Origin of the sequence: Rhodococcus sp. AQ5-07, from assembly GCF_009707305.1 — a bacterium.
GTDB classification, from domain to species: domain Bacteria; phylum Actinomycetota; class Actinomycetes; order Mycobacteriales; family Mycobacteriaceae; genus Rhodococcus_F; species Rhodococcus_F erythropolis.
The window spans coordinates 46,952-63,394 of the sequence record NZ_CP046102.1 but is presented as its reverse complement, the minus strand read 5'-3'; the positions used below and the strand labels follow the sequence as shown (position 1 = coordinate 63,394).

17 protein-coding genes are annotated in these 16,443 nt (G+C 59.0%); 10 read left to right on the top strand and 7 right to left on the bottom strand.

What is annotated here, in order from left to right; translation table 11 throughout:
* Nucleotides 1–89 precede the first annotated feature (89 nt).
* The 10 genes from GJB56_RS31220 to GJB56_RS31175 all read left to right on the top strand — a co-directional run bounded on the left by GJB56_RS31220 (nucleotide 90) and on the right by GJB56_RS31175 (nucleotide 7,613).
* Nucleotides 90–284, top strand: a complete 195-nt coding sequence (locus GJB56_RS31220) for a toxin-antitoxin system (RefSeq protein WP_113684333.1) — start codon at nucleotides 90–92, stop codon at nucleotides 282–284.
* A gap of 343 nt (nucleotides 285–627) precedes the next feature.
* On the top strand, nucleotides 628–1,830 hold the full coding sequence (locus tag GJB56_RS31215) for a replication protein (RefSeq protein WP_230091277.1): 1,203 nt from the start codon (nucleotides 628–630) through the stop codon (nucleotides 1,828–1,830).
* Entirely contained in the window at nucleotides 1,827–2,402 is a 576-nt protein-coding gene (locus GJB56_RS31210) for a hypothetical protein (protein WP_113684332.1), read from the top strand. Before GJB56_RS31215 ends, GJB56_RS31210 begins: the two co-directional genes overlap by 4 nt.
* Nucleotides 2,403–2,639: 237 nt before the next feature.
* Nucleotides 2,640–3,413 carry a ParA family protein gene (locus tag GJB56_RS31205; protein WP_113684331.1) on the top strand — a complete coding sequence of 258 codons (774 nt, stop codon included), beginning with the start codon at nucleotides 2,640–2,642 and terminating at the stop codon, nucleotides 3,411–3,413.
* Between the two features lie 129 nt (nucleotides 3,414–3,542).
* Nucleotides 3,543–3,830, top strand: coding sequence for a hypothetical protein (locus tag GJB56_RS31200; protein ID WP_064074493.1), 288 nt, complete (start codon nucleotides 3,543–3,545; stop codon nucleotides 3,828–3,830).
* Nucleotides 3,831–3,927: 97 nt separating this feature from the next.
* Nucleotides 3,928–5,025, top strand: a complete 1,098-nt coding sequence (locus tag GJB56_RS31195; protein ID WP_113684330.1) for a DUF2637 domain-containing protein — start codon at nucleotides 3,928–3,930, stop codon at nucleotides 5,023–5,025.
* A 79-nt stretch (nucleotides 5,026–5,104) separates the two neighbouring features.
* Entirely contained in the window at nucleotides 5,105–5,767 is a 663-nt protein-coding gene (locus tag GJB56_RS31190) for a TetR/AcrR family transcriptional regulator (protein ID WP_113684385.1), read from the top strand.
* Entirely contained in the window at nucleotides 5,764–6,438 is a 675-nt protein-coding gene (locus tag GJB56_RS31185; protein ID WP_113684329.1) for a TetR/AcrR family transcriptional regulator, read from the top strand. Before GJB56_RS31190 ends, GJB56_RS31185 begins: the two co-directional genes overlap by 4 nt.
* A 94-nt stretch (nucleotides 6,439–6,532) precedes the next feature.
* A complete protein-coding gene (locus GJB56_RS31180; RefSeq protein ID WP_113684328.1) occupies nucleotides 6,533–6,901 on the top strand; it encodes a hypothetical protein in 369 nt (122 codons plus the stop codon).
* Between the two features lie 526 nt (nucleotides 6,902–7,427).
* A complete protein-coding gene (locus GJB56_RS31175; RefSeq protein WP_154606768.1) occupies nucleotides 7,428–7,613 on the top strand; it encodes a hypothetical protein in 186 nt (61 codons plus the stop codon).
* 144 nt (nucleotides 7,614–7,757) lie between these two features.
* On the opposite strand, the gene GJB56_RS31170 is transcribed toward GJB56_RS31175, so the two are convergent.
* The 7 genes from GJB56_RS31170 to GJB56_RS31140 form a co-directional block, all read right to left on the bottom strand.
* Nucleotides 7,758–8,624, bottom strand: coding sequence for a 3-oxoacyl-[acyl-carrier-protein] synthase III C-terminal domain-containing protein (locus GJB56_RS31170; RefSeq protein WP_162793462.1), 867 nt, complete (start codon nucleotides 8,622–8,624; stop codon nucleotides 7,758–7,760).
* 83 nt (nucleotides 8,625–8,707) lie between these two features.
* Nucleotides 8,708–10,423 (bottom strand): non-ribosomal peptide synthetase, encoded by a 1,716-nt coding sequence (locus GJB56_RS31165; protein WP_113684326.1) that lies wholly within the window; start codon nucleotides 10,421–10,423, stop codon nucleotides 8,708–8,710.
* Nucleotides 10,424–10,513: 90 nt separating this feature from the next.
* The gene (locus tag GJB56_RS31160; protein ID WP_113684325.1) at nucleotides 10,514–11,992 is read right to left on the bottom strand and encodes an AMP-binding protein; all 1,479 of its coding nucleotides are present in this window, start codon (nucleotides 11,990–11,992) and stop codon (nucleotides 10,514–10,516) included.
* On the bottom strand, nucleotides 11,992–13,146 hold the full coding sequence (locus GJB56_RS31155; protein WP_113684324.1) for an acyl-CoA dehydrogenase family protein: 1,155 nt from the start codon (nucleotides 13,144–13,146) through the stop codon (nucleotides 11,992–11,994). The genes GJB56_RS31160 and GJB56_RS31155 overlap by 1 nt, the downstream gene beginning before the upstream one ends.
* Nucleotides 13,143–13,412 carry a phosphopantetheine-binding protein gene (locus GJB56_RS31150; RefSeq protein ID WP_162793461.1) on the bottom strand — a complete coding sequence of 90 codons (270 nt, stop codon included), beginning with the start codon at nucleotides 13,410–13,412 and terminating at the stop codon, nucleotides 13,143–13,145. Before GJB56_RS31150 ends, GJB56_RS31155 begins: the two co-directional genes overlap by 4 nt.
* A 99-nt stretch (nucleotides 13,413–13,511) precedes the next feature.
* Nucleotides 13,512–14,711, bottom strand: a complete 1,200-nt coding sequence (locus GJB56_RS31145; RefSeq protein ID WP_113684322.1) for an aminotransferase class I/II-fold pyridoxal phosphate-dependent enzyme — start codon at nucleotides 14,709–14,711, stop codon at nucleotides 13,512–13,514.
* Nucleotides 14,708–16,036, bottom strand: coding sequence for a peptide ligase PGM1-related protein (locus GJB56_RS31140; RefSeq protein WP_154606766.1), 1,329 nt, complete (start codon nucleotides 16,034–16,036; stop codon nucleotides 14,708–14,710). The genes GJB56_RS31145 and GJB56_RS31140 overlap by 4 nt, the downstream gene beginning before the upstream one ends.
* Nucleotides 16,037–16,443: the final 407 nt, after the last annotated feature.

The following is a 16,443-nucleotide window of genomic DNA, read 5'->3' as shown; positions in this document are numbered from 1 at the left end:
TACGGCGTGTCGAACCCTCTGCGGGGCGGGAGTGCTGCACCATCGTAACTGTCCCAGAAAACGAAGTGTCTGGCGGAAGGAAGATTGCGATGGGTCGCAGAAGCAAGGGCGAGCGCGGTGAGTACAAAGCACGCGTCCCGGCCCGCGTTGACGTCGAGGCGCTCGCTGCCGCACGTGGTTGTTCCTCAGTGAGCGTCTACATATCCGATCTCATTTGCCTGGACGCCGGCCGGCCGGAACTCGCCGAAGAACTTCGCCAGGGGGTGCTGCCACTCTCTGCCTAAAAGCGCCCGTGATCAGGCAAAACCAACGTCTGATTCACCGACCGCCACATCCTCTGTGGCACCGCTGACCAGCTGAGAAATAGAAGAACCCCCGGCGGGTAGGCCGAGGGTCCGTCGAAGTTGTGTGAGATCGAGTTACCAGCTCGATTCTCAGCGGTGCTGCTATATCCCCGAAGGGACTGTCTTGCGTGACAGGTCTCAGGGTACATCGCGCTCTGATGAAGTTTCAATAATTGACTCGCGTGTCTCAGCGATGGAGCACACGCATGCACCTGTTCAACGACCGTATTGCGGTAGCAGCCCTACGCGGCGCCGCTACGGAACCGCTCGTACACCCCGCAGAATGCCGGGACACCTGTACGGGCATCAGTGCCATTCACTGACCCCGGCGTACCTCAACGCTCTCGGTGGTCGCGCGGCAGCGTGCCGCCGCTACTGCCAAGTCCGCCTTGAACTCGACGAGGGCGCGCACGCCGGCCTCGCGTACTGGCACGGACAACAGCACTGGGTCGAAGTGATCGTCCGCGATGCATACATGGCGGAATACAACACCATCCGCCCTCAGCTCGTCGCCAGCACCGGTGGAGGAATCAGCCTCAGAACACTCCTGAGCGTCGCCGCCGCAATGGCGGGAGCCGCCGACTTCAAAACCGGACGCAATTCACGGCTGTCAATCCCGACCCTCATCGAACGCACCGGCAAGAAGAAGCGAACTGTTCAGCGTGCCCGCGAGACCCTCAAACTGCTCCGTGTGGCCACCGAGGTACTCCGCGGCCGGCTTCGCCGTAGAGGCGAACGCTTCGGCTCACATCGCTTCCAAGACAAGGGCCGAGGATGGGCATCTGTCTGGGCATTGCACCCACGGAAACCTGTGGATAACACCCGCATCATCGTCGATGGATCTATACAGATGGCACCCCACCCCCGCAGGGGTCAGTTTTGTATCCCTTCCTCTCGTAGAGAGGTTCTAACTACTAAACGAGCTGTGGATAAACGAGCCGCTCCGCGGCGCAAGGAGTCCAAAGCCGATGTCGAGAAGGCCGAAGCGACCAGGAAAGGCCTGTTACTCGCATCCAAATGGCTCCGAAACCCGCGAACTCCCGTTTGGTCGCGCCAACACACCCCTCGAGGATGGGCACCCGCACTGACCGAACCAGCCGCACACGGCTGGACGGCAGCGGATCTCAACGACGCGATCGACGCCTGGAGCAAAGCCACACGGATGGCACCAACCCCGAAGCACCCCATCGCGTTCATGCGCTGGCTCATGAAGCAGCAGGATCTCGCCTTCGCCCCGCACGTTCTCGCTCAGATAGCCGCTGACCAGGAAAAATCCGAACGCGAACGACAGGCGGCAGCGTTTGAGGCGGAACGGGGCCGGTACGCATCAGCCGCGGCCGAGGACTCCCCCGGCCGCCAAGCGGCACGTTTCGTCGCCCGCCGAGCGGCCGACAGCGCCCGCCTCCGAAAGACCCAGGCATCCGCGCGCGAGAATGAAACCTCGCCCGTGTGGATCACCCATCTCTCAGATCGGGGTAAGCAATGAACGGAAAACGCCCGGCCGCAAAGCCACCCGTCAAACGCCGGCCGCTCACCCCCTGCCAGACAGTCACCCAGATCCACGAACGGTTGCGCACCGGCGCAAAGACGATCGTCATCGACCACCGGAACGACGAACCTCTAGAACTCACCGACGCCGAGCTGCCCGACGGCATCACGATCCGCATCGTCGGCGTCTCACGGGTCATCATCACCCGACTGACACCCGAAACGAAGCGCAGCACTCAGATCGTGGCCACCGACGCGGCCCGCGCCCAAATCTTCGGAAACACGACCCTTTTCGCCTACGGAAACGCCCATACCGACGCATTCGACACCACACGCGTCCGCGCCACCAACCGAGCCACAAGCAACCTCGTCGACGACTCCTTCGGCGAAGTCGGAGAAGACACCACCACCTATGCCTACGACAACGCGACCGTGCACTCCTACGACCAAGCCGCAGTGCACGCAACAGACCGGGTTTCTCTCGTTCACCACAGCTCCACGCCGGCCGACGTCGAACGCGGAGTGACAGTCTTCGGCCCAGCACGGCGAAATATTTGCCTCCGGACATAAGACCTTTGCGACAGTGGAATGCGTCAGGCAACGCCAGGACGCGCTCCACATTTTGCACATTTTGCGTCTTTGCCTCGAATTGACAGTGGTGTGGGAGCGGAAGTGCAGCGGACCGCAAAACTTCCTCACCAGCGGTGATGCCGTGATTAAATGCAATCGGCGGTGTTGCGTTAATTAATGCATGCATGAACTCATTAACTACAGACAGAGTTAACGCATGAGTGCTAGCATTCATGCATGACGACAATCATGGTGTACAGCGAGGCTGGTGGAGTCACTAAGACGACGACCGCGGTCTCCCTCGCAATGGTGGCTGCCCTGTCAGGGTTGAAGACCACCCTCATCGACCTCGATCCCCGAGGTGCAGCCACCAAATGGATCGGCAGCTACCCGGAGGAATCGTGGCAGCACGTGGGCGCGATCCTGGCCGACGAAAACCCGGAAGGGTGGGCCGAAGACCTCGCCATTGACAGCGGGTGGGACGACAATCTGCGCATCATTCCGTCTTCAAGGTCACTGTCGAACCGTGAGAGGGACTACGAAGATCACGCCGAACTGAGGCTTGCAACGGCGCTGGAAGGGCACACCGCGGAAATTCGCATCATCGACTGCCCTAACCGCCAAGGTGGAACGCTCACGCAAAATGCGCTCGCCGCCAGCGACAAGGTCATCTACGCCGCAACCGCGAATCAAGACGGGATCGACGGCGTTGAAGGTGCGCAAGAGTCCGTCGCAAAGTTCCGCAAAAGCCGCGAAGCGATCGGTGCCCCCTGCCGTCTCAGTGAGGCAGGCATCATCGTCGGTGCCGTCAAGGAGACGGTGATGACGAAAGTTTCAGTGAAAGCGCTGGAGCGACTGAGGGAAACGGGCCTCGTTCTCACGCCGATCATTCCGAATCGCACCATCGTCGATCAGTCGCGTATGACCGGCGAGTGGTACGGAAAATTTGACAAGGGCGAGCCGGTTTTCGCCGCTTACCAGCAGATATTTTCCGCATTCATTAACGCATGAGTGCGTGAGTCAACTTAATTAATTCATGCACGCGTGCAATAATGAGTGAATGCACTAACTCATGCGTGAGTTACGTAACGAATGCAGCAATGCATGAACTCATGAGTTACCGAACGAAGGGATGAACTAATGAGCAAAGAACCTGACCTCAGCGCCCCTCGGAGAGGGCCACGTCCGGCCGTCGACGAGGCTGTCGATTCGGCAGAGGTTCCAGCCGCACGCAGGCCAGTAGGGCGGCCGAAGAAGGAAAAAGCCGAACCCGTCATCCAGTTCTCAACCCGACTCGGCTTGAGCTTCCGGGAAACTATCGACGCCGTCGAAGACGAAACCGGACACAGCATCCGTTCGATCATCGAGCAGGCAATTCAGTCGACCTACCCCGACCACTACAAAAAGCATGGACGCAGTACCAGGTAGCGATCGCGTTGATTGATCTGAAATGCAAAGGGAGCCCCGCCGGATGCACCCGACGAGGCTCCAGACAGGGAAACCACTTGAAGGAAGAAACCCAGTCATGACCGACTTTAGCCTCAGAGCTGCCCGTATTCAGCTAGGCGCTTTGCTTGCTGCACTCGCACTCGCGATCGTCATTGCCCTCGGCATCACCACCGGCGCATTCGTACTTTCCTTCGCCGTACAACGAGACCTCGCCAGACAAGCACTGATCCCAGAACACCTGACCTGGATCTTCCCGGCCATCGTCGACAGCGCAATCCTCGGCTCCACTATCGCCATCGTCATCCTCAGCAAGCTCAAGATGAACCGCCGCGACAGAGGCTTTTACATCGCCCTCGCAGTCAGCGTCGTCGTGATCAGCATCCTCGGCAACGCGTACCACGCCTACCACGCAGCAATCACCGCACGAGAGCTCATCAACGGTGGGGGAGACCTCGGTTTCAGCCCCCTCGCGCCCGCCATTGCAGCGGCCATAGCGATCATTCCGCCGGCTCTGGTCCTGGCGTTCACGCACGGAATCACGATCTTGGTTAAGGCAGTCGGAATGGCGTACGCCGCCTACCGGGCGATCGTCGAAAACTCCACCGACAGTGAGAATGCAAAGAGCGTTGCGACTGATCTGACCCTCAGTCGGGAACCGGTCCGCGACCCCCACGCCCGCGAAAAGAACGACCCCAATGTTGCGGAGCTGGTGGAAGCGGAACGAAACGAGGACACCACAACGGCGGACACACAGACCGGCCAGGGCGACGTTCTTGCAGACTTTGCGGAACCGTTTTTCGTCGACGAAATAACGTGTGAAGGCCACGACGACATCGATCCCCCAGACGCCGCGGCGGAGCCCCTGAGACGTCAAGACGCCGAAGAGGCCCAAGCCGCCGACGTCGACACCGCAATGGACGACCTCATGGCTTTCATCGCCAGCTCGAATCTCAAGAAGGACGTGAAGGACACCGCAGTCCGCAAGCTCACGAACCCGAACCTCACATGGGAGACCATCGCGCTGGAATCGAAACCACCCGTCGCTATCTCGACAGCGTGGCGACGGTACGAGAAGTTCGACATCGCCGCCCGCGAAGCAGGATTCACGAGCCCACCACTGCCCGACCTCCGGTCCTCTGACAGCATCGCCGACCGCGAACTCGCCACCGTCTGACCAAGTCCCACCAACAAGGTGGCCCCGACAGTGCTACGAACACCGTCAGGGCCGATGACCACAGAAAGCACCTGTGACCATGAACAATCATACCGACCGCTCCGAAGGCGTCGACCACGGCAAAACCGGCCGACCACCTATGCAGCCACGAGCGAAAATCACCCGAGAAGCGATCCTCGAGGTGTCCGCCACCCTGTTCAGCCAAACTGGGTACGCGGGCACCAGCATCAACGACATCCTGGCGATCTCCGAGACCACCAAAGGCGCGCTGTACTTCCACTTCTCGAAGAAAGAATCCATCGCGAGCGAGATGCTCCGCCGCTGGTCCGCCGCAGTCTCCGAGACAGTCGAGAAAGCCGCAGCGACAGGTCAACCCGCCGATCGGCAAATGATCATGATCTACCGCGAACTCGCCCGCCGCACCCAAACAGAAGCGATCACCCGCGCCGGCCTCATCCTGTCCGTCGACAAATCGCTCAGTGATGCGTGCGCCACCTACGAGGCATGGACCGACGCGATCACGCCGATCGTCGTCGACGCAATCCGCTGCGGCTCCCTCGACTGCGCGGAAAGTATGTCCAGGCTCGCAGACACTCTCTGCGCCGGATTCGTCGGCGCTGTGCAGGTTGCCGTTAGCCTCGACGAAAACCACACCATCACCAGACGAGTCGACGATCTGCTGCTGATGTGGCGCGGAACCGACCCAGCCGCCGCCCGCATGGTCGAAGGAGCATCCCTGTGAACAGCCCCAACGAACCGGCACCCACGCCGGAAGGCGCTGCCACCACGCCAACCCGACCTCGGATCGGGCGCATCCCCGGCAGCAAGAACTCAGCAATGCAGGACCGCGCAGTGCGAACACGCGAAGCGATCATCGCCGTCGCCGCCAAACATTTCGACACCGACGGATACGGCGACACCAGCATCAACACCATCAGCCACACCGGAAAATTCGCCAAAGGCGCGATGTACTACCACTTCCCATCCAAAGAGGCGATCGCCGAACACCTCATCTCGGACTGGAACCGCACCGTCAACGAATCCATCAGCAAAGCACTAGCGGCCAGTCCGAGCGGCACGGCAGGGGAGAAGCTGACAGCGATCTTCACGTCCCTCGCACATCAAATCACTGAGAACACCAACCTGCGCGCCGGCATGAAACTCACCCTCGAACCCACCATCAACAACGGCGCAGCATTCGCACACTGGGTCGACGCCATCAGCGGCATCATCGAAACAGCCATCACCGAAGGCGAACTCACCGACACCCCCACCACACACCGGCTCGCCTGGAACCTCTGCGCCGGCACCATCGGAGCCGCCAACGCATCAGCAACCCTACGAGAAGACGTCGACCTTGCAACCCGCATCGAAGACACCGTCACGGCCCATCTGAAATCCACCACCGCATGAAGCGCGACGGAAACTTGTCACCGGACGCTGCAATACTCGAAAGCAATCGGAGCGAGCTGCACAACCACAGCATCACCAGGGGGAAGAAGACACCATGAGCCGAAAGAACGAGATCCAGATCCGAGTGATCGCACTCCTCGCAGCTGTCGGCCTCGCATTCGTCGCCGGAATCATGATCGGTACCGTATTCCGGCCTCAAACCGGTAGCGGGGGAATGGAAATCTCGATACCCGACTCCCTCGTCATCCCCGACTCCATCGCAACATGGCAGATAGGCCTCGCATTCGCCGCCATCCCCCTTGTAGTGGCCGGCCTCGCTGCCGCGCTACGCCCCTGGGCACGGCGCAAGTCCGAGACAAACATCCAGCGCTACAAACTGGCGCGATTCGAGGGCGAACAACGCCAGGCGAACGTGAACCCCACGCCCATCACACAAGCCCGGCGCGAACACCGCCGAACCTAACGCGAAGACGCCCACCGGACCCCGATTTTGATTGAGGTCATCGGACCTCGAACGCCATCACCAAATGTCAGACCCCCGAACTACCATCAACACCGCGACGAGCATCAGGTCGCCACACTGACCAGACCGAAGCGAAAGCCGAAGTCCTGACCTGCACCAACCCGTGCAGATCGGTCACACGTGGCGACCTGATCCTCATTCACCACCACAAACCAGAGCTACCGCGACACCACCCGTGGTCCAGCTTGCGCAGCTCCCGCACAATCACCCGCCAGCGCACTGCGCGGGAGGTGCCCACCTACCTCACACACCCACCACCAGGTCACACACGAGAACCAAACGCCACCTTCGGTGCCGTTGCCGCTACGCAGCACCGAGTGGTCAAGAAAGTCGTCGTACAAGTCGCCCCAGAACACCATGCCGGGAACCCGACCAGTCAACCCACGCTTCGCTCTACGGGGTTGACAGCCCACCCTCGACATGGTGACAGGGGAGCGACTCTACCGACTCGCAGGAAGGCGGCACCATGACCGAAACAGCCGCTCCCACACGCTTTGTCGCGATACCCCGCACCGAAGAACACGGCGGATACGAGAACGAGTGCTTCACCCACTACGTCCAAGACAACGGCGGCCGCTACTGCCTACGCGGACCGATGGTCCAGTCGGACGCGGAATGGTTCGCGAACAAGATGAATGCACAGTTGGGCTAGCCACCCAACGAGGCCCGCACCGGATTCGGTGCGGGCCTCACTGCTGTACTTGTCGGCATGCAACTCCGGACACTCAAAACGGAAAGCATCCAAGCACGGGCCCTCTTCGAGGGCGAACTGCGATTCGTTGAGCTCCACGACTTACTAGACGACTGAGAATGCCATGCAGGCCCACGAATTGTAGCCCGCAACAATCGCAAGAACCCGATCGCCTGGTTCCAGGATGCGTTCGGAAGTCATGGTGGCGAAATTGATGAGAGCGTCCGCCGCGAAGCAATGGCCGTAGCCCGCAACCGTACCCCGGTAGGTTCGGTCGAAAGGCAGCCCCGCAGCGTTCGCGAAAACCTTCAGTGAGGACTCAACGTAATTGTTGGTGACAAGGTAGGAAAAGTCCCCCGGGCTGAGCCCTGTTTTCTCATAGAGCGCGGTGACTGCCCGCTGTACTCCTCGGGACGTTGCCATCGCCATCGCCATCCCTATCGCCATCGGTTCGGACGCTGACCTCAGAGCATGCAATCCCGCCTCGACCGCCATAGTTATCCCAAGAAACTGCAGACCATGCTCAGGGCGACGGGTAGTTACGACACACGTGGCAGCTCCGTCGCTGAGCACCCCGATGCCACTATCGAGAAGGCGTTGCCCCGGTTGACAAACATCAGCGGTGGCGACCAATGCCGTCGTGGCATCGCCGTCACGCAGGCATGCCACCGCGGTGCGCATGGCGACGGCAAAATTCGCACAGCCGGCTAGGCCGACGCCGATCAGTGGGGTGCGTTCCAGCCCAGCAGCCTGCAGAAATCGCCCTGCATCCAGTTCGTGCTCGTCGTTGCCCCAAAAAGTATCGGTAGCATAGACGACCAGATCGACGTCTGCGGTGGCGGACGAATCAAGCGTTAACCGCGCGCTGTCTACTGCTAGCTGCCACGCCGCTAGGTCGGATTGTCGAATGTTCGCCAGCCCGCCTCGCGTCAGCCGGTCCAGCGTTTCCGTCGACGGCAAGATCTCAGGCAATGACGCTATTCGGACCGACTCTCCGACTGTGAAACCTACTTGGGTCAGAAATATGCCCAATGAAGGTTCATTTTCCCCCGCGATCATCGTTTAGCGAGGTGATGGCGGCATGCGGAGGCGAGTTCCTCGATTGTCTCCGCTCCTATAAATACCTCGAACGGCAACTCGGTCGCCAATAGGCTTTCCAATTTGTTCGATACGTCGACCGCGCGCAGCGAGTCACCACCGAGGTCCGTGGTGAAGGAGTCTTGGATGCTGATGTCGTCGATATCCAGCACCTGCTGCCAGATCTGAAGTATCGCCGCTTCCATATCGTCTCGTGGTGCGACGATCGGGCGTATCCGCTCGACGGGTGAGTTTCGTGGTTTGGGAAGCGCTTGTCGGTCGACTTTGCCGTTGGCCGACAGCGGAATTTCAGGAAGGTTAATGAACCGAGCAGGAATCATATACTCGGGGAGCCGGCTCGCGAGGTGCTCGCGCAATTGCAGGCGGCTAGCCTGGCCCACAATATAGGCAACCAGTTGGTGTTGGCCATCGGATTCGTGAACCATCGCAACGGCTTGACGGATGTCCGGGTGTGAACTGAGAGTGGCCTCCACTTCGCCGAGTTCAATGCGGAATCCCCGCACCTTGGCGAGCTGATCGGCGCGTCCTGCAAATGTGAGGAGACCATCTGCGTCCTGACGGACAAGATCTCCAGTACGGAATCCCATCGCGGAAAACCGATCGGCATTGAGTTCGGCCTGGTCGAGATAACCCAGCATGACGCCGGGTCCGCTAACGTGCAACTCGCCAATTTCGCCGAGAGCCGTAGCAGTGCGGTCAGCGTTTAACACACGTACGTCGACTACGCCCTTGACCGGATAGCCCAACGGCACGGGACGTTCTTCGCCTGGCTCGCAACGCCAATGGGAGACAAGCGGTACCTCACTGCCTCCGAAAACATTGTGCAGTGCAGTACCTGGCAGAACCTTGAAGAACTGCTGCTGCAAGGCTGGCGATAGGGCTTCGCCTCCACTGAGAACATGGCGCATCCCAGCGCAACTGGCGGCCTCACGCTGTTCTAGGAACAGGCGCATAACCGATGGTATGAAGGTCCCAATGGTGATCTGCTTGCGAGCCGTCACTCTCGTTAGGTAGCCGATGTCGGCTTGTCTGCCCGGAGGAACAACCACCGTGCTGCCGCCGGTCAGTAGCGGCCAAAGCAGGCCATGCAGGAGAGCTATGAAGTTGACCGACATCTTGAGTAGATGACGATCGTTGGGGCCGACGCCGAATATATCGCGGATCCACGGTATCTGAACCGCGCAGTTCTCATGCGAAAGAATCACCTGCTTCGGCAGACCAGTGGAGCCCGAGGTGCTGAATATGAAAGCTGCATCCTTCGGTGCTATGACAACTTGCGGCGCAGTCGTTGATACTCGATCGGACACCTCGAAGTGTGGGTGCGCGAAGGCGAGCCGCTTAGCTACGGCATCAGGCGCGATAAGCGCTACAGCGGCCGCGTTCATCAAGATTGCCTGAGTGCGCTCCGGTGGATCTTCTGGGCTTAGTGGCAAGCAGACGGCACCTGCCTTGAGGATACCGAATATCGCCGCTGCGTACTCGACTGAGCGGTCAAGGCAGACGCCTACCGCGTCGCCTCGCTCGACACCACGTTCGATCAGCGCTTCGGCCACCGCATTGGCGCGAGCGTCGAATTCCGCGTATGTGACGGTATTCTCGTCAATATGAATTGCATCGAGGTTCGCATACGTCCTCGACGCGACCGCGAATAGGTCTGTAATCGTTGCAGCCACGGGGGCATCCTCTCAGAGTGTCTGACCGAACAAGAGCCGTCGAGGCTTGCTGAATCGATCAGCAGGCTCGCGTGACAATGCACAAGCCCCTTAGGCCACGAGCTCGGTGGCGCGCTTCTTGTAATAGCCGCGATCGATCTTGCCGCTGGCGTTAAGTCGTGGCTCGTCAACGACGACCAGATGCTTCGGACACATGTAGGCAGGCAACACATCCCCAAGCAGGAGGAGCGGGTCCCTAGCCGACTGCGCCGGCGCTGGCGACACGAACGCGACGATCATATTTCTCCGCTGGACCGCAACTGCGGTGCTCACTCCGAGCGAGGTACGGATCATCTGTTCCACCTCGGCTGGTTCCACCCTGAAGCCGCCCACCTGGAGTTGATCGTCGAGCCTGCCAAGGTAGGTGAGACCATCAACGCCGGACCTGACTAGGTCGCCGGTTCTGTACCAGCGTCCGCCCGGCGCCTCCGCATCCGTGAATGCCATCTCATTGTGGCTAGGGTCCAGGTACCCTCCGAACATCTGCCCGCCCCGCAGCAGAAGCTCACCGGTATCGGCTGGGCGACCCGCGGTATCGACGACAGCGACCTCAACTCCCTCGAACGAGTGCCCGATGGGAACAGTGGGTCCGTCCACGGGATAGTCGGAGCGGAATGTGAACGCGGTGCAGAACATCGTCAGCTCAGTTGGACCGTAATTGTTGATGACGGCAGAGTTAGGTGCGGCCCGCGACCATGCGACGGCCGCGTCGACCGTTAAGGCCTCGCCGCAGAATATGCTGATCCTCAAGCCGGGCAGGCAACCTGGATCTAGCCTCCCTGCATCGTTTGCCAGGCCGATCGCCGACGGCACCGACACCCACGTGGTAATCCCGTAGCGGGCCACGAACTTCGCCGGATCAGCCATGGCGAATATAGAGGCCGGTACGATGGCACATCCTTGCGCCCAAGCCAGAAACAACGACGCCAGAGAAAGGTCGAAAGTCAGGTCGCAGGTCTGAGCTGACCGATCAGGCGGGGACATCGGGTAACGAGCGAGCGCGGCGTTGAGAAACGAGTCCACGTTGGCATGTGAGATCGGCACGCCCTTCGGGGTCCCCGAAGAACCGGATGTGAAGAGCACATACGCGATTTCAGAACGTCGTTGATCGAGTTCAGCCGCGCTGACCGGGACCTGTGCGCTGAGATCCACCCATAGCACCGGAACCGGGTGGACAGCGAGAATTGCAGCGACCAACTCCCGGCTGGCCGTCACATCGGCGATGAGCATCCCCACTCCGGTCGCGGTCATCATGCTGGCATTACGCACGGCGGGGAACATCGGATTGATTGGGACGAATATACTGTCGGCATATAATGCCGCGAGGGCACCGATATAGCCTGTTGCGCTGCGTCCCGAGAGCACTGCGACCGCAGCTGGGCGGCTCCCGTCTTGAGAGCGCAATTGCCCAGCCCAGTGTCGAGCGAGCGCGTCAACCTCGGCGAACGACCATGAGCGATTCGGCTCCACGATGGCTGGTTCGTCCCGATGGTTAGCCAGCGCGGCTAAGAATCGGTCCTCCAGCCGCATCAAAACGTCCTCCCGACGAGCATGAGTTGCGCACTATTGCCGTGAATTCGATCGTTGTTAACCATCAGAGCAGCGCCGTGCGCATCGCGCAAAATTCGGGCCACGCTGTACTCACCATCGCAGCGATAACCGGCGATACCACAGATCGACATAGCCGCTGTCGCGATCTCCATCACTAGTGATGATGCGGAGACCTTAAGGCTGTTGAATTCGACTACCGTCGCAAAGCGTGTCAGCTCCTCGGGGAAGCCGGCGAGCTCCTTGAAACGACCGACGCCGGAGCTTACGAGTGCCCGCATCTGATGCAGCAGGGCTGTGGCCTCGGCGAGCCGTAGCGCGCCCGGCGGTGACACCGATGGCTTCCTGCGGGCGGACGCCTGGACAAATAGCCGTGCTTTGGCGATGGCCTCCTCTGCCATGCCCAGCCACGCTGCCGCCCAAAGGATATGGGCTACGGGCAGCATTGTCTGGGCGCTGATGACGGCATATGGGGTGGACATGACGGCATCCGTGTTGCCTTCTGCCTGCAGTACGTAACCGTGGCTGCACGTTCCGCGCATACCGAGCACATCCCAGTCGACATTCTGCTCCAAGGTGACGCCGTCGCGGTCGCAGATTACCAGGACCTGCTCCTGCGGAGTGCTGGCCACGTCGCGCCGGGCAGTCACCAGAATAATGTCGGCGTGCCGACCGTACGAGATGACAGGGGCCTGCTTCTCCAGCCGGAAGCGGGAGCCGTCGCGCTCGACGAAGCAAGAACTCGTACGCACGTCGCCCCCTATACTCGCCTCCGTGGTCGCCGATGCAACCAACAGTTCACCGGCTGCGATACGTCGCAGCGCGTGCTGTACTGCCTCGTCCTCGGAGTGCCGGACTAGCGAGGCGACCTGGCTTTGGTGCATCGCAAAGATCAAGCCGGTGGAACCGCACTTTCGAGAGAGAGCGGTAGTCGTCCGCGCCAACATAGCGATGTCCTGGTCGCCGCCGCCGAACTCGGCCGGGATGCCCGCGGACAGTAATCGCCCGCTTCGCAGCGCGCTCACTGCGGCAATCGGGAACTGCCCCTCACGATCCACCTGCTCCGCGTGTGCAGCGGCGACGTCGACAGCGGCTGCAACAACCTCTGCGGGCTCACGCACCGTGTCGGTGGTCATGAAGCGGTGTCCAGATCCGGACGCAAGGTTGCGACGGCGGCGACGAGGGCAGCGGGTGTTTCGAAGGTCTCTGCAGTTAAAAACCCGTCCGGAAATACCATGTCGAACTGATGCTCCAATTGAATCGCTACCTGGACCATACCCAATGAGTCTAATCCGAAGCGCGAAAGAGGTTCGTGCTGGTCGATAACCACGGCGTCGCCGATGTTCGGCAGTTGCACGCGGAGGATCCGGTCTAGGGCTGAGGTGACAGATTCATTGGACACGGTTTGCATTCCTTCCATATAGCCGCATGACGTCAATACTAAGACTTTGTCGCGGTGATAATTCGAATAATTGCCAGTGCTTACTTACTCTGCTCGCCACTATGTCTGATTCACGAGATCAGATATTCGTTTCAGTGCCTGCAAAAGAACCGGTTGTGACGTAGCAAAACTGATGCGGATATGGTCACCAAAATCTGATCCATATTTACTGCCATCGTCCACAGTTACGCGCGCGCCAATTGAAATATACGACGAAAGGTCATGGAAAGGTACGTCCCTAGGGATGTACGCACCGAGTCCAACCCAGGCTGCAAACGACGCATCAGGGATGACATACGCACTGCGTGGCAAGCGCTCTGATATGAACTCCGAAAGCACATGACGATTCGAATCCAGGTATTTCTGCACAGCACGCGGCCACACAGCGTTCGCGCTATAGGCGACGCCGGCTGCAATTGCGCCGAGAGTGGATGTGGCTCCGGACGCCACTGATAGGGCCGTGTGCGCATCCCACCGATCCGCCCAGCCTCGATGCGGTAACACAAGCTCGGCGCACTTAAGCCCCGAAGTGTTCCACGCCTTCGTAGTGGAGCAAAGAGTAAAGGTTTCGATTCCATAATTCTTAGCGACTAACTCAAAAGGTATATGCTCAGCAGGAGCGAAAGTCAGTGCTGAATGAACTTCGTCAGATAGAACCGAGCCGCCATTCTTAGCCACCACAGACGCCAAGCCCTCAAGTTCCGGCAAGGTGAATACGCGACCAGTTGGATTATGCGGGTTACACAATATCACCAGCGCAGGCCCGATACCATGAAGACTTGCCGATACACGTTCCGAATCGAGCCTGTAGCCGGTTTGCCAGTCCCCAAGACTCACATTTATGACTACTCTGCCGAGCGACCGAGCGGCCGCTTCAAACTTTGGATAACACGGAGAAATGATTACAATTGGCCATCGCGGGTCGACTAGGTACTGCATAATATGTACGATAGCTGTGGCTGAATCTGGGAGTAGTTTAACCACCCTTTCATCGACATCCCAGCCATGTGTGTTTGCTTGCCAGAATGTGAATGCCTTGACCGTCTCGGAGGCCCTTTGAGGTGTCAAATATCCATGAACCCCATCTTTGATCGCACGGACGACAGCCGACCGAACCTCTTCTGATGTACCGAAATCCATTTCCGATACGCCCAAACCGATATTGGTGACAGCACCCTCACTCCATTTGAGTTCGCTAGGCACAAAGTCGTCAGCATCGAAATCGTAAGACATGCCGATCGTTAACGGACCTTCACTCATTTCGGCCCGTTTAGTAGATCAATGCCAGCACGAAGCTTCTCGGTCAGACTTACAACTTCCTTCTCTGAATCAGCCAGGATTAAAGTCTCAGTCCCGCCTCCCAAATCGGACCATCCGGCGAGCGCCACGATTCCGGAGCCTGTCGCCGAACTGAACGCAAGACTTTCCCGCTCCAAGAGATCCAGCAACAACGGGAAGGCCACAGGGACTGTTCCTAGTTCGGATCGAACGTATAGGCGGTCTCTGTATGAATCGGAAGTGAGACGTCGTGCAGTCTCGTGATAGACAAGACTACCGCCCCAACGTGCATTTATTTCGTGAAAAATCAGTCGCCCGTCCAGTGTGACCAGGCCGTCCATATTTACGAAACCTCGATAACCCAAAATACGAATCACATTGAGATATCGCTCGCACCATTCTTGTGCCTCTGAGGCTAACCCAGCATCTGAGGTCGACCAAAGATCAAGGCCTACCCACCGTGGGCTCGCGCCGTCACTACAGTCAGCACTTGAGTTCTCGTCATCGACGGCGGCGTACCGGATCATCCCGGAGTCGACGAGATTAACGCTGGTATCATCAATATTGAATTCGAAAAAGAAACGCGTATCCGAACGTTCAAAACTTTCCAGAACCAGGCACCCCTCAGCGGAAGGTGAACCGTAGGCAGCCCACAATGACGAACATAAATCTGCAATTTCAGGGGCCGAGACGCGTTCTGTGACCCGCGTGCCTGGCAATTGTTCGTTGCTAGACTTCCATGTCAATCCAATATTGCCATGTCCGCCTCCGCTTCGGTCCTGCTTAAGTATGGCCATCCCAGTTAGCGGCAGGATTTCCTTTACTGCTCGCGTGAGCTCGAATTCAGTGCGCACCACCACGCCTTCAGCGCGGGGTATGCTCGATCCCGCGGCGAATCTCCGGAATGTCGACTTCAAATTAATGAGGTCGACTCCGCCCTCCAGCGCAAATCCTGATCCCAGCGGTCGAGGTACTGCAAGGGCATCAGCCAATTGGACTATGCCAGGAGTCACAACACAGGCGTACATCGACCACTCATCGGATGTAGATAATCCGCGCATCTCCTGTTTCAGATTGGCCTGAAACTCAGAACTTGCCAACTCCTTATCACTAAGCGCGTAGTCAGCCTCCAAGACACGGAAGCTGGAGGCCGAAATGCCCGTCAGCCTGCAGAAGTTGGCGATATGTCCTGCGTCCTTGAACTCAGGAACGACAAGTACATCGCCTTCCTCGACATGCCAGACAAACCGGCAACTTGTGTCACCGTCCGCCGACATACCAGCCGGAAATCCAGAAACACTCTTCACGTCCTCTGAGTAATCTGACCGAAAGTTTGCAAGAATAATCTTTGGCATCAATCAGCCTAGCTCTAGAGTTCCACCCGATGCTGCAGGACCAATATCTCGAAAATCTAGTGTCGCATGCAATCGTTTTTCACCGTCACGCGTGATCCACACCGTGTTGTGCAGTCGACCCGGTCCCGCGCTAGTAAAGTCATCCACAAACTGCACCAGACCTTCCCCTGGAAGTACTGTCTCACCTAAGAATTGCAAGTGCCCATCCACCCAGTCAGACTCGGGCGTGTGCGCAACTAAATGATTCCCTCTATCGTCGAAATATATCGATGTGAACTTTCCGAGGGCCGGCGACCACCCAAAGATATATCGACATTTTTGACCATTTGGGTGCAAACGGTTTGGCGCTTGCGTATAGT